14 protein-coding genes are annotated in these 13,046 nt (G+C 73.6%); 2 read left to right on the top strand and 12 right to left on the bottom strand.

Annotated features, from left to right (window positions below):
* Positions 1 to 39: 39 nt before the first annotated feature.
* The 7 genes from D7044_RS00195 to D7044_RS00165 all read right to left on the bottom strand — a co-directional run bounded on the left by D7044_RS00195 (position 40) and on the right by D7044_RS00165 (position 4,652).
* Positions 40 to 912, bottom strand: a complete 873-nt coding sequence (locus D7044_RS00195) for a DUF72 domain-containing protein (RefSeq protein WP_120682301.1) — start codon at positions 910 to 912, stop codon at positions 40 to 42.
* A 48-nt stretch (positions 913 to 960) separates the two neighbouring features.
* Complete coding sequence (locus D7044_RS00190; protein ID WP_120682303.1) at positions 961 to 1,359, bottom strand: TraR/DksA family transcriptional regulator; 399 nt, start codon at positions 1,357 to 1,359, stop codon at positions 961 to 963.
* A gap of 179 nt (positions 1,360 to 1,538) precedes the next feature.
* Entirely contained in the window at positions 1,539 to 2,186 is a 648-nt protein-coding gene (locus tag D7044_RS00185) for a nucleoside/nucleotide kinase family protein (protein ID WP_120687590.1), read from the bottom strand.
* Between the two features lie 29 nt (positions 2,187 to 2,215).
* Positions 2,216 to 2,818 (bottom strand): winged helix-turn-helix domain-containing protein, encoded by a 603-nt coding sequence (locus D7044_RS00180; protein WP_120682307.1) that lies wholly within the window; start codon positions 2,816 to 2,818, stop codon positions 2,216 to 2,218.
* A 296-nt stretch (positions 2,819 to 3,114) separates the two neighbouring features.
* Positions 3,115 to 3,597: a rhodanese-like domain-containing protein gene (locus D7044_RS00175; protein ID WP_120687589.1), complete on the bottom strand. Its 483-nt coding sequence runs from the start codon at positions 3,595 to 3,597 to the stop codon at positions 3,115 to 3,117.
* A 110-nt stretch (positions 3,598 to 3,707) separates the two neighbouring features.
* The gene (locus D7044_RS00170) at positions 3,708 to 4,163 is read right to left on the bottom strand and encodes a cysteine dioxygenase (RefSeq protein WP_120687588.1); all 456 of its coding nucleotides are present in this window, start codon (positions 4,161 to 4,163) and stop codon (positions 3,708 to 3,710) included.
* Positions 4,164 to 4,274: 111 nt separating this feature from the next.
* Positions 4,275 to 4,652, bottom strand: a complete 378-nt coding sequence (locus D7044_RS00165; protein ID WP_120682313.1) for a cupin domain-containing protein — start codon at positions 4,650 to 4,652, stop codon at positions 4,275 to 4,277.
* A gap of 143 nt (positions 4,653 to 4,795) precedes the next feature.
* Between D7044_RS00165 and D7044_RS00160 the strand changes: the two genes are divergently transcribed.
* A complete protein-coding gene (locus D7044_RS00160; protein ID WP_199716403.1) occupies positions 4,796 to 5,743 on the top strand; it encodes a DUF3500 domain-containing protein in 948 nt (315 codons plus the stop codon).
* Between the two features lie 43 nt (positions 5,744 to 5,786).
* On the opposite strand, the gene D7044_RS00155 is transcribed toward D7044_RS00160, so the two are convergent.
* The 5 genes from D7044_RS00155 to D7044_RS00135 form a co-directional block, all read right to left on the bottom strand.
* Positions 5,787 to 6,302: a DUF2231 domain-containing protein gene (locus tag D7044_RS00155; protein WP_120687586.1), complete on the bottom strand. Its 516-nt coding sequence runs from the start codon at positions 6,300 to 6,302 to the stop codon at positions 5,787 to 5,789.
* A 96-nt stretch (positions 6,303 to 6,398) separates the two neighbouring features.
* A complete protein-coding gene (locus D7044_RS00150) occupies positions 6,399 to 7,139 on the bottom strand; it encodes a GAF and ANTAR domain-containing protein (protein WP_120682319.1) in 741 nt (246 codons plus the stop codon).
* 182 nt (positions 7,140 to 7,321) lie between these two features.
* The gene (secA2, locus tag D7044_RS00145; protein WP_120687585.1) at positions 7,322 to 9,613 is read right to left on the bottom strand and encodes an accessory Sec system translocase SecA2; all 2,292 of its coding nucleotides are present in this window, start codon (positions 9,611 to 9,613) and stop codon (positions 7,322 to 7,324) included.
* Between the two features lie 80 nt (positions 9,614 to 9,693).
* Complete coding sequence (locus tag D7044_RS00140) at positions 9,694 to 10,782, bottom strand: zinc-dependent alcohol dehydrogenase (RefSeq protein WP_120682324.1); 1,089 nt, start codon at positions 10,780 to 10,782, stop codon at positions 9,694 to 9,696.
* Positions 10,775 to 11,785, bottom strand: coding sequence for a Gfo/Idh/MocA family protein (locus D7044_RS00135; protein ID WP_120687584.1), 1,011 nt, complete (start codon positions 11,783 to 11,785; stop codon positions 10,775 to 10,777). Before D7044_RS00135 ends, D7044_RS00140 begins: the two co-directional genes overlap by 8 nt.
* 222 nt (positions 11,786 to 12,007) lie before the next feature.
* Between D7044_RS00135 and D7044_RS00130 the strand changes: the two genes are divergently transcribed.
* Positions 12,008 to 12,991 (top strand): glucosyl-3-phosphoglycerate synthase, encoded by a 984-nt coding sequence (locus tag D7044_RS00130; RefSeq protein ID WP_233564849.1) that lies wholly within the window; start codon positions 12,008 to 12,010, stop codon positions 12,989 to 12,991.
* Positions 12,992 to 13,046 lie beyond the last annotated feature (55 nt).

The following is a 13,046-nucleotide window of genomic DNA, read 5'->3' as shown; positions in this document are numbered from 1 at the left end:
TCCTCACCCTTCGCGGGTGACCCGGCTGGGCGGCCGGCGTCACTCCGCCCCGAGCAGGCCGGCGAGGGTGGCCGCGTTGGTCTGCGCGTAGTCCCGATAACAGTTGTTCATGAGCACGTGGGTCCGCTGGGCGGAGTCGGCCAGCTCGCGCAGCTTCGGCGCCCAGTCGCGCAACTCCCGGTCGGAGTAGTGGTAGCCGAACTTCTCGTGGATGTCGGTGCTCGTCCACTTGTCGCTGTGCCCGTGGAACCGCACCACCGCGAGGTCGGCGGTCGCCGCCAGCACCGGCGGCACCGAGGAGCGGTGCCCCTGGGGCATGTCGACGCAGACGTACGGCAGGCGGTGCTTGCGCAGGAACTCCACCGTCTCGTCCCGGTTGTCGCCGTCGAACCAGGAGGCGTGCCGGAACTCGTACACCGGCCGCAGCGGAGAGCAGCGCTTCGCGACCTCCAGCAGGTACTGCTTGTTGTCCCGCTTGATGGTGAACCAGGGTGGGAACTGGAACAGCAGCGCGCCGAGCTTCCCCACCTCGACGAGCGGGTCGAGCGCCGAGAGGAAACGCGTCCACACCTCCTCGTACGCCTGCGGGGCGAGGTCGTCGGGGTAGACGTTGCGCTTCTCGGTCTCCGGTCGCAGGTCCTTGTAGAGGGCGTTGACCCGGGTCGGATGTCGGGTCAGCAGGCTGAACGCCTTGACGTTGAAGGTGAAGCCGGCCGGGGTGCGCTCGGCCCAGAGCCGCGCGGTCCGCTCCGCGGGCGGTGAGTAGTAGGTGGCGTCCACCTCGACCAGCGGGAACTGCCGGGCGTAGTACGCGAGCCGCTTCTCCGGCGTGTCGGCGGTCTGCGGATACCAGCCGGAGTCCAGCAGCGTCCGGTCGGTCCAGGAGGCGGTGCCCACCAGGATGTCACCCATCTGTGGAGTTCACCGCGTTCCGGACCGACCGGCAACCGGACGCTGCGGTCAGGCCGCCCGCCGCTCGCGGGTCTGCTTGCAGGTGACGCAGGTGGTGGCGGAGGGGAAGATCTCCAGCCGCTCCACGGGAATCGGCGCCGTGCAGCCTTCGCAGAAACCGTAGGTGCCCTCTTCGAGCCGGGCGAGGGCGTGCTCGTACTGGGCGCGGCGGTCGAGGATCGTACGCAGCAACGACTGCGCGGTGTCCCGCTCGGCGGTCTTGGTTCCGCTGTCGGCCTGGTCGTCGCCGGCGGTGTCGCCGACCTCGACCAGCCGCAGTACCTGACTCTGCAGCACCGCCTGCTCGTACTCCGCGGACAGCTCGTCGTAGCGCGATTGGAGGGACTGCCGGATCTTCCCGGTCTCCGCCTCGGTTCGGCCCGTTCCTACCGTGTCGTGGACGAGCATCGCTGCCTGCCTTTCCTGCCTCTGGTCAACCGGGGGCCCGGCGCGCGGCGGCCCCGGTCACGGTCGCGTCCGGTGCACGGGCGATCACCCGTGCGCTGTGAGCCGGGCGAATACCCACCGGATCCGGCGATCAAACCGGGGATTTTCCGGTCAGGCGAGGTCGTTCGGGCACCGGTTTTTCAGGCGGGTGCCGCGTACTCGACGAGGGCGGGGTGACGGGGGTCGTCGACGCGTACCACGACGTCGGCGAAGGAGGCCGGGGCGACTTCGGCGGCGTACCTGTCGAAGGCCGGCAGCGTCCACTGCTGGTCGGCGTCGGTGCGTCGGTGCAGGGCCGCCGGGGAGAGCAGCAGGTGGACGGTGACGTCGAGGGGCAGGCCGCCCCCGAGCAGCAGCGGACCGCTGAGCAGCACGACGCCGCCGGGTGGCAGTTCGACGTACGCCGCCCGGCTGGCGCGGTCGGCGGTGGCGTCCCAGAGCGACGGCAGCAGACGGCCGGAGCCGCCCGGCCCGGCCGGGTCGAGCACCTCCCGGCGTAGCCCGGCCTCGTCCGTCCAGCCCTCGTAGTAGGCGTCCGGGTTCCTCCGACCGTGTTCGAGCCGGACGGAGGCGGGCCGCAGGAAGTTCTCGGCGCGTACGTGCAGCACCGGGCGACCCCGCGCGCGCAGCGGGTCGACGAGCGCGGCGGCGAGTTCCTCCGGTCGCGCGGCGCCCGGACCGTCAACGCCCACCCGCAGCCGGCCGGGCGGTGCGGTGTCGGCCTGCGCGGCGAGCCGGTCGGCCAGCTCGGTGACGAGTCGCTCGGGCGAGATGGGGCGGATGCGCACGCCACCATCCTGCCTGGCGGTGGTGGCGGTCAGCCGCTGCGGTCGAGGGTGACCCGGGCGTCGTCGGCGAGCCGGTAGCCGACGCCGTAGACCGTGGTGACCAGTGGAACGTCGACGCCGACCTTGCCGCGCAACCGGCGTACGTGCACGTCGACGGTGCGTACGCCGGCGTGCTCGTAGCCCCAGACGGCGTTGAGCAGTTGCAGCCGGGTGAAGACGCGGCGCGGGTGGGCGACGAGGTGCAGCAGCAGGTCGAATTCGAGCCGGGTCAGCGGCAGCGGCTCGCCGTCGCGCAGCACCGAACGGGACGAGGCGAGGATGTGCAGGGCGGGGGCGGCGGCGAGCGAGCGGGACGCCGCCCGGTTGGCCGGTACGTCGACTCGCCGCTCGGTGGTGGGGGCGGGCAGGGTCACGGTGCATTCGCCCCGCTCGATCAGCTCGCGGGCGGCGTCGAGCAGTCGGCGGGCCGGCGGGGTCAGCGACTCCTCGCACGTCAGCGGGATGGAGAGGGTGACGGTGAGCACCGGCGCGGGCGTGTTCGCCGGGCGGCGTTGACCGCCGGGAGGCCGGCCGGGTACCACGGGTTGGGCCGTATGCCATCCGGCGCGCGACGAGGCGGGGCTGACCGACATGGTCCTCCTTGGCTGGTCGGGAGATCTCCCCACGGCCCGGGACGCCGCTTCATCGATGCTTCCCGGCACCCGTGCGAGGGTCAAGAGGCCGCTACGTTGCATGAATGTGACATTTGACGAACACATCGGAGCCGAATGCTCGCTCTGCGTACGAGGTTTGATGATTACAGCAGAGTCGCCCGGATGACCCGATACAGGGGGTCCCCACCGGGTTCACATTCGGTCACCGGCGGCCGGAGAGGTGGGCCAGCTCCACCTGGGCACGCTCCCAAGAGGAGCGACAGTCGCGATGGGCGTCAGCGGCGGGCCACACCGGCGGCCATCGGGAGCGGCGACGCCGGCAGCGGGGTCGGGCCGAGGGCCGGCAGGCCGGCAATGCGCCAGGCGGCGAAGCCGCCCACCACGTCGGTGGCGCGCCAGAGCCCGAGGTCCTTCAGCGCGGCGGCGGCCAACGAGGAGGTGTAACCCTCCTGACAGAGGATCACCACCGGCAGGTCGTAGCCGACGGCCTGGGGCAGCCGGGCGGGACAGCGCGGGTCGAAGCGCCACTCGAGGACGTTGCGCTCCACGGCGAGGGAGCCCGGGACGGTGCCGTGCGCGGCGCGCTGCGCGGCCGGCCGGATGTCGACCAGCAGGGCGCCCGCCCGGTAAGCCAGGTGTGCCCGCTCGGGATCGAGACGGTCGAGCCGGGCTCGGGCGGCGGCCAGGATCTCGTCGATTCCTCGGGAGCCCGGCGGGGGAACCGGAGCGGGCGAGTCGGTGGTGCGGGGCTGGTGCACGAGGGTTCCTTCCGACGAGGACGGACCGGCGGACGCGAGGCGGGGGCGCCGAAGGTGTGACTGGGCGTGCCGCGCACCGGCGTCGGTGCCGGCCCGAGAGCAGACCGGGATCACCAGGCCACGCCCGCCTCGGCCACCTCGGCGACCCGCAGCCGGCCGCCGGTGAGGTGGTAGCGGGTCATCCGGCGCAGCGCGGGCCGGTAGACGTGCACGCTGACGGCCGGAACGTCACCCCGGTTGGTCACGGCGTGCACGTGCCGGGAGCCGAAGCGGCGAGCGGAGCCGGCGGGGAGCCGGTGCGGGCGCAGCCGCCCGCCGGCGACCGTCTCCTCGGTGAGCACACCCGCCACGACGAGCAAGGCGCCCGCCGACCCGCCGTGGTCGTGCAGGTCGGTGCCCTGCCCGGGCAGCCAGCTCAGCGCCCACACCTCGTGGTCGGCGTCCGCGGCGAGCCGGGCGTACCAGCGCTGCACGGGGTCGAAGCGCAGCGGCACCGGCCAGCCGGCCGGTTCGGCCGCCCACCGGGCGGCGACGGCGAGCGGGTCGGGTTCGGAGCGGCGGCTCATGGCGTCCTCACGGGTCCGGCGGTACGGCCACCTCGAACTCTAGTCGGGAAAACCTATAGGTTTAGTAGGTATTTCGAATGCTGAGACAGCACCTCTCACGACGAGGGCCGGTCAGCGCAGGACGGGCGGCTCCACCCGGTAGCCCGGCACGGAGGGCCAGCGGACGGTGAGCACCACGGACTCCTGCTCGGCGAACCAGGAATGGTCGACCCCGGGACCCCACACGACGTAGTCACCGGGTGCGCCGAGCACCACCGTACGATCGCGCAACTCGACCCGGAAACGACCGCTGACCAGCACCAGCAGAGCCGTACGCTGCTCTCCGGTCGCCCACCGGGCCCGGGTCTCCCCCGGCGGATGCACCCCCCACTTGATCTCGACGTCGGTGCTGTGCCGGACCTCGCCCTTCGGCATGAAGTGCCCGAGCAGCCAGCCGCCGTTGGTGGCGCCGTCGGCCCCGGCGTTGCCCACGTAGACCGTCTCGTCCATCGTCCTCCCCCAAACGCCGCAGACCGTATCAAGCGCGCCGGGATCTTCGACCCGGCCCGGACCGGCATCCGCGGCGACCTCGATGCCGGCAAGGGCGGGGTGTCCGCGAGCGGGCCGTGACCGGGCCCGGGTATACAGGGGCGGTGGAAGATCCGCTACCCGAGCAGATGCGAGCGGCGGCCGGCGCGCTGCTGTCGGCGCTCGACGAGCCGGCGAGGGCCGGCGTCTCCTACCGCTTCGACGACACCGGCGCCCGGCGCTGGCTGGAGTACCGCCCCCGGCCCCGGCCTGGGGTGTGCCTGGACGACCTCGACCGCGCCGGGCGCAAGGCCGCGCACCGGCTGCTGGCCACCGCGCTGAGCCCCGCCGCGTACGCCCAGGCGATGGCGATCGTCGCGCTCGAGGAGGTGCTCGACCGGGCCGAGGGCTGGCGGCTGGGCCGGCACAGCGGCGACTACTGGGTGGCGATCTTCGGTGACCCGGAGCGCGACGACCGCTGGGCGTGGCGGATCGAGGGGCACCACCTCTCGGTCAGCATGACCGTGGTGGACGGTCAGGTCTCCCCCGCGCCGATCTTCTTCGGCGCGAACCCGGCGGCCGTACGCCACGCCGGGCACCCGGTCTCCCGCCCGCTCGGCGTCGAGGAGGACCTGGCGCGGGCGTTGCTGGAAGCGATGGGCCCGGCGGCCCGCGACGCGGCGATCATCGCCGACCGGGCGCCCGACGACATCATCAGCGCCACCCGGCCCCGGGTCGACGGCCCGCTGGAGCCGCTCGGCGTGCCGGCGGACCGGCTCGGGCCGACCGGACGGGCGCTGCTGGAGCAGCTGCTCGCCGTCTACCTGGATCGGCTCCCACCGGAGCTGGCGGTCCGCGAGGAGCGCCGGCTCGACGGCCGCGAGCTGCACTTCGCCTGGGCCGGCCCGACCGGCACCGGCCAGCGGCACTACTACCGGGTCCAGGGCGACGACCTGCTGATCGAGTACGACAACACCTCCGACGACGGCAACCACGCGCACACCGTGCTGCGCCGCCCGGGCAGCGACTTCGGCCAGGACGTGCTGGCCGCGCACCGGACCGACGCCCACTGACGCAGCCCGCCCGGTCAGGGGCGGCGGGCCTCGGACCGGCGGGTCAGGGTGTGCCGACCTCCGGGCTGGGACGGACGATCTCCGGAGCCGTTCCGGTCACCGCGCCCAGGGCGTCGAAGGTGGTGGCCTCGGCCCGTCCCTCGTCGAACCGGCGCACCAGCCGGGCGCCGAGGCGTACCCCCACCACGCCGATGCCGAGCGCCACCAGCTCGGTGCCGAGCAGCACGGATGACGCGCCGTTCTGCGGGGCGTCCGCCCGGATCAGGCAGACGAGCAGGAACAACCCGGCCATCGCCAGGTTCACCAGGTTGAAGGCGATGGCGGTGCGCCGGGTCCGGTCGCCGGGCACGTCCCACAGGTCGACCATGCCGGCCACCGCCGCGAGCGCGGCGGCGACCAGGGCGGCCACCGCGCTCCAGTAGCCGACCTCGCCGAGGAACGCCGGCCCGCCCAGCACGTCGGCCAGGTCGAAGATGACGGCGGTGGCGAAGAGCCCGTACGGGAACGTCACCAGCATCGGTTGGATCGGGTGCCCCTGGACCCGCAGCCGGCTCTGCATCGTTCCCTCCCCGGGTTCGCGGCGCGTGAACCCAGAGTGCTACCCGGGCGCACGCGGGGTGAAACGACGCGCGGTGGGAGGAGGGTGCGAAGCGGCTCAGTTGTCCCGGGCGCGGGAGACCGTCCGGACCAGCCGCTGCGCCACTTCCCGTAGCGGGATGTCCAGCGAGGCCGCGGCGCTGCGCAGCACCTCGAGCGCCTCCTCGGCCGGGCAGCCACGCTGAGTCATGATCACCCCGATGGCCTGCCCGACGACCCCGCCGTCGAGCAGGGAGGAGTCGCGCTCGTCGGCGACCTCGAGCTGGCGGGCCCGGTCCCGGACGGCGGCCAGCAGCAGGCCGGCGTGCTCCGCGAGCAGCATCGCGGTGAGCTGGTGCCCGGTGGTGAGCACGTCGGACTCGCCGGCGTACAGGTTGATCGCGCCGAGCACCTGGTCGTCGACGTCGAGCGGAGCGGAGATCACCCCGTACACGCCGAGGTCGACCGCGCGGGGCGTCCAGTCCGGCCAGCGCCGCTCACGCCCGAGGTTCTCCGACAGCACCATCTCCCGGCGGCGGATCGCGTCCATTGCCGGCGAGTCGGGGCCGTACCGGAGGTCGTCGAGGCCGGCCAGGGTCGGATCGGAGGCCGCCGCCCCGGCCGGCTGGCCGGCCCGCAGGACGGTGAAGCCGGAGAAGCTCACCCCGGCCACCGCGTCCCGGGTGATCCGGACCAGCGCGGTCAGCGCATCATCGAAATCGGTCACCGCGATAAGGCCGGCGGTGAGTTCCCGCAGCAGCGCGGCTGTCTCCAGCACGCCGACGGTGGGCACCGCCGGCTGGTCGGTGTCGAGGTTCACGGGCGTGCAGCCCCCGCCCCGCGGCCTGTCACGGCACGCCCGGCCGGTGCCATCACCTGTGTCATGTCTGCTTCTCTCCCGAGTCTTCGGACCCGCCCTACTACCCGGCGTCACCCGGGTCGAAACGGGCTGAAGCCCAGGTCCGGCCGGCGGTGCCGGCGCCGGCCGGTGCCCTGGGAACGTCAGCGGGAGGCGCCGGTGAGCCGACGCCCCACCGAGGCGATCAGCCGGTCCAGCTCCGAGCCGAACGGGTTGTCGTGCACGAGGTACGTCCAGGTGGCGCTCGGCCGGGTCAGCTCGGCCTCGTCCGGCTCCCAATCCTCATCGAATTCGGTCTCGGTGAAGGTCGCGAGCGTACGCGCCTCGATCTCCGGGACCAGCTCGTTGAAGGCCGGCACGGCGGCCCGGTGGAACTCGTCCAGCGGATCCAACCGGCCCAGCGCCCGCAGGTGCACGCCCTCGCGCACCTCGGAGAGTTCGGCGAGGTGCGCCGCCCAGAGCCGGTCGAGGTGGTAGAGCGCGATCGAGCGGGCCACCTTGGCGAGCAGGTCCTCGTCCATCTCGCCGGCCTTCTCGGGCATCTTGTCGAGCAGCATGAGGGCGGCCACGTCGCTGGTGAGCAGACGTTCCCGCCGCTCGGCGAGCGCCTTACGCTGCTGCTCGATCACCACGCTGTAGCGCCAGGTGTTGCGGTGGATCTCGTGGTTGACGCCTTCGGCGACCCGCTGGGCGTGCTCGACGGCGTAGTCGACCTGGTCGTCGGTGACCAGACCGTCGGCGTTCATCCGGGGCGACGGCGGGACCGCGTCGGCGGCGTGCCGGACGACCAGGTCGTCCTCGAGACTGACGAAGAAGACCGACCCACCGGGGTCGCCCTGCCGACCGGCCCGGCCGCGCAGCTGGTCATCGACCCGGCGGCTGTCGTGCCGGCCGCTGCCGATCACGTACAGGCCGCCCAGCTCGGACACCTGCAGCCGGTCGGCCTGGTCGCTGCCGCCGAGCCGGATGTCCACACCACGACCGGCCATCTGGGTGGAGACGGTCACCGCGCCGTGCGCGCCGGCCTCGGCGATGATCGCCGCCTCCTCGTCGTCGTTCTTGGCGTTCAGCACGACGCACGACACGCCGGCGGCGTGCAGGCCCGCGGCGAGCTGCTCGGACTCCTTCACGTCGAGGGTGCCGACCAGCACCGGCCGGCCGGCGGAGTGGCAGCGCTTGATCTCGTCGATCAACGCCTCCTCCTTCTCCGCCCGGGTGGCGTAGATGCGGTCCGGCTCGTCCTGGCGGATGCACGGGGTGTTCGGCGGGATCACCGCCACCTCGAGATCGAAGAACTCGCGCAGCTGGTCGCCGACGAGGACCGCCGTCGCGGTCATGCCGCAGACCTTCGGGTAGAGCGCGATGTACGCCTGGACGGCGATGGTGCCGAGCACCTCGCCCTCGGCCGTGGCGTCCAGCCCCTCCTTGGCCTCGACCGCCGCCTGCAGCCCGTCCGGCCAGCGCCGGCGCTGGGCCACCCGGCCGCGCATCTCGTCGATCAGCTCGACCGAGCCCTCCCGGACGATGTAGTCCACGTCGCGGTGCAGCAGCGCGTGCGCGTGCAGGGCGACGTTCACGGCGGAGAGCTGCTCGACATGCTGCTCGTCGTAGAGGTCGATGCCGAGCTTGGCCTCGACGGCGGCGAGCCCGGCCGAGGTGAACGCGACGCTGCGGCCGTCCTCGGCGACCGTGTAGTGCCGCCCCTTGCGCAGCCCGCGCACCAGCGCGGCGGCGGCGTGCACCGGGTCCTGCTCGCCGGGGACCGCGCCGGCGAGCACCATCGGCACCCGCGCCTCGTCGATCAGGATCGAGTCGGCCTCGTCGACGATCGCGGTGGAGAGCGGCCGCTGGACGCGGTCTTCGATGTCGGTGACGAGCTGGTCGCGCAGGTAGTCGAAGCCCGCCTCACTGACCGAGACGTACGTGACGTCACAGGCGTACGCCTCGCGCCGCTCCTGCGGCGTGGAGGCCTCGTTCACCCAGCCCACGGTGAGGCCGAGCAGGGTGTAGACCGGCTCCATCCACTGGGCGTCGCGGCGGGCCAGATAGTCGTTGACGGTGAGCACGTGCACCGGCCCGTTGCCGATCCGCACGTGCCCGTAGGCGGCCACGGTCGCGGTGAGCGTCTTGCCCTCACCGGTGGCCATCTCGGCGACCTTGCCGGAGAGCAGCGCCATCGCGCCGAGCAGCTGGACGTCGTACGGGCGCTGGTCGAGCCCACGACGGGCGGCCTCCCGGCCGATCGCGCAGATCTCCTCATAGCCCGCGGCCTGGCCGGCGGCCTCGGTGAGCTCGGCGTCGTCAAGCGCGCGGAGGTCCCCCTCGCGCGCCTCGATCGCCGGCAGCAGCTTCTCCAGCGGAGCGAGGTCCACCGTCGTCCCCGGGCGCTGGAGGAACCGCCGGAACCTGCTCTTGAACCGTTGCGAGACACCCATGAGCGGCAACGGTACGCGAACCCGGGGGGCTTCCGCGTCCCGCCCGGGCGGCATGTCGCATCCGCGCGGTGACCGGTCGGTCACACCGCGAGGACGACCTGCAGCTCCCGCCTGCGGCGCTCGGCGAGATCGGTCAACAGAGCAGGGGCGTCGTCGAACGGCACCACCGCCGTGACGAGGTGCTTGCGGATCACGTCGCCGTCCCCGCGCAGCAGGTCGATCGTCTCCGCCGAGAGGCGCTCCCGGTCCCAGACCGAGCCCAGCCCACGGGGGACCCGGCCGATCTGGGCGCACCGGACGGAGAGGCCGTTGTGGTGAAATTCCTCGCCGAGCCGAACGCTCTCCGCCCCACCCTGGTAGAAGGCCAGGTCGATCACGGCGCCCTGCGGGCGGAGCAGGCGCAGCGCCAGGTTCAGCGCCCAGGCCTGTCCCCGGCACTGGAACACGACGTCGGCGCCGCGGTCGCCGGCCGTGTGCGCCCAGCGGGTCTTGAGCACCACGGCCGGATCGTCGGCGTCCGGGTCGAGGGTCTCCAGCCCGAGCGCCTCGGCGGCCTGGCGGCGCTGCGGCGTCGGGTCCAGCACCACCACCGAGGCGGCGCCGTGGCGCCGGGCGAGCAGGGCGGTGAGCAGGCCCACCACGCCGCCGCCGACGACCGCCACGCGCCGTCCGCGGACCCCGTCCCCGAGGGAGCGCACGTCGCTGCCGTGCAGCTCGGCCGCGGCGTGCAGCAGCCCGTTGGCGCAGATCGGACCCATGTGCGCCACGTAGACGCCGAGCAGCGGGTCCAGGTCGGCGGGGAGCGGCACGAAACGCTCGGCGAGCGGGTCGGCGACCCAGCCGGTGCGGTGGCCGTAGGTCATCGCACCGACCGAGCCCTCGGCGACGGCGGGGGTCGCGCTCTCCACCACCCGGCCCACCTGCATGTAGCCCAGCCGGGTCACCGGGTACGGGGTGCTCGGCTCGCCCGGCCGGAACAGGCCGAGGTCGGCGTCCCAGGTGACGTTGAGGTAGGGGTTCGTGCCCTTGACGTAGCTGAGCTCGGTGCCCGCGGAGACCCCGCTGAACAGCGTCCGCACCCGGAACGTGCCCGGGCGCAGCGGCGCGGGGTCCTGCTCGACGAGGCCCACCCGACCGGGCGCCTCGACCACCACCACCCGGTCACGCATCGACGGTCACCCCGGCGCTCTCCAGCGTCGTCGTGGCCGGCGCGTCGAGGCGTACCGGCCGGCCGGTGCGGGCCGAGTCGGCCACCGCCAGCGCGAGCCGGTGGGTGGCGAGCGCCTCCGCGTACGGCACGCGCACGTCGTCGCCGATGCCGCGGACCGCGTCGACGAAGGCCCGGTCGACGGCCGTCCGGGCGGTCTCCGGGTCGGCGGGCAGCCGGCGCTCCCCGTCGGCGTCGCAGACCAGCAGCCCCTCCTCGGTCAGCGTCAACGCCAGACCGTCGGCGAGGATCTCCAGCCCGGCCCGGTGCTTCCAGCCGAGCACGCAGGCGGCGCTGAGGGTGCCCACGGCGCCCCCGGCGAAGCGCAGGGTGGCGGCGGTCACCGAGTCGACGTCCGCCCCGTCGACCGGTGGTGGGGCGCCGTCGCCGTACGCGGTCACCTCGGTGGCCTCGCCGACCAGCAGCCGGATCAGGTCCAGCACGTGGGCGGCCTGCTCCACCACCTGGCCGCCGGAGCGGTCCCGCCGGCTCCACCACTCGACCGGTGGAACCTTGTCCCACCAGGCGCCGGAGACCATCCGGACGGTACGGCCGGCGAGCAGGTCCCGGGCGTGCTGCACCACCGGCAGGTACCGCCAGTGGTGGCCGACCGCGGTGAGCAGCCCGCGCCGGGCGACCAGGCCGGCGATCCGCTCGGCGGTGACCAGGTCCACGGCGACCGGCTTCTCCACGAACATCGGCACCCCGGCGGCGACCACGGCCCCCTCGACCGCGCCGTGCGCGAACGGCGGCACGCAGACGTACACGGCGTCCGGCCGGGCCGCGAGGAGAGCCTCGACGTCGGGGTAGGTCCGGCTGCCGTGCAGGCCGGCGAGCGCGGCGGCCGCGGCGGGCCGTACGTCCGTCACCCCGATCAACTCCGTGTCGTCGAACCCGGCCAGTACCCGGGCGTGACGCTGCGCCACCCCGCCGGCCCCGACCAACCCCACCCGGCACCTGTCCATGGCCCCGCCTCTCCGCCCGATCCCGCACGTTGTGCGGCAAGCACTCCCCGCGCGGCCGTTCGGTCAAACGTCCACCGCGCGTGGTCCCCGGCAGGAACGTCGCGATCCCGCTGTTGGGCATGATTGGTTAGCGCGAGGCCGGCGGTGGGAAAAAGGACGTTCGTTCTCGCCACGATCTGGGGGGTGCCCGTGCGGCAGACTGATTCGAGCGTCTCACCGGTGGTGGAGGCCTGGGCCACCTACCGCACCACCTCGGCGGCCGACTGGAACGCCCGGCGTCTGCTGCGGGCCAAGGGCGAGACCCGCGTGAGTGTGGTGCTGCCCGCGCGCAACGAGGAGGCGACCGTCGGCGCGATCGTGTCGACGATCCGTGAACACCTGGTGGACCGGGTCGCCCTGGTCGACGAGCTCATCGTGGTGGACTCCCGGTCCACCGACCGGACCGCGCAGGTGGCCCGGGCCGCGGGCGCGGAGGTGGTCGGTCAGGACGAGATGACCCGCGGGCTGCCCCGCCTCGCCGGCAAGGGCGACGCGCTCTGGGCGGGTCTCGCCGCCGCGGGGGGTGACGTGGTGGCCTTCGTCGACGCCGACCTGCGGGAGTTCCGTCCGCACTTCGTGACCGGGCTGCTCGGCCCGCTGCTCACCGACTCCTCGGTTGACTTCGTCAAGGGCTTCTACCACCGCCCCCTGGTCGGTACGACGAGCGTGGAGCCCGACGGCGGTGGGCGGGTGACGGAGCTGATGGCCCGGCCGCTGCTGAACCTCTTCTGGCCGGAGCTGGCGGGCTTCGTGCAGCCCCTCGCCGGTGAGTACGCGGGCCGGCGCGACGTGCTGGCCCAGGTGCCCTTCGTCTCCGGTTACGGGGTGGAGACGGCGATGCTCATCGACCTGCTGGAGCTGGTGGGGCTCGATGCGCTGGCGCAGATCGACCTCGGCGAGCGCAAGCACCGGCACCAGGACACGGCGGCGCTGGGCCGGATGTCCGCGCAGATCCTGCTGACCGTCTGGTCCCGGCTGCAGCGGCGGGGCTGGGCGGCCCCGGGCGTCGACCCGACCCCGCTGCTGACCCAGTTCCGCCGGGGCGGCTCGGAGGGGCTGCCGAACCTGGAGCGGGAGATCGTGGTCAGCGACGTCTCCGTCCAGGAGCGGCCGCCCCTGGCGGAGCTGCAGGACCGGCTGCCGGGCCGACGGGTGGCGGCGGCGTGACCGCCGGGCCGGTTCGGCGCGGCCGTCGCAGGGTCTCCGGTGTCCCGCGCGGCAC

It is taken from the genome of Micromonospora musae, assembly GCF_003626635.1.
Taxonomy (GTDB): domain Bacteria; phylum Actinomycetota; class Actinomycetes; order Mycobacteriales; family Micromonosporaceae; genus Micromonospora; species Micromonospora musae.
This window is presented reverse-complemented; position numbering and strand designations above follow the sequence as displayed.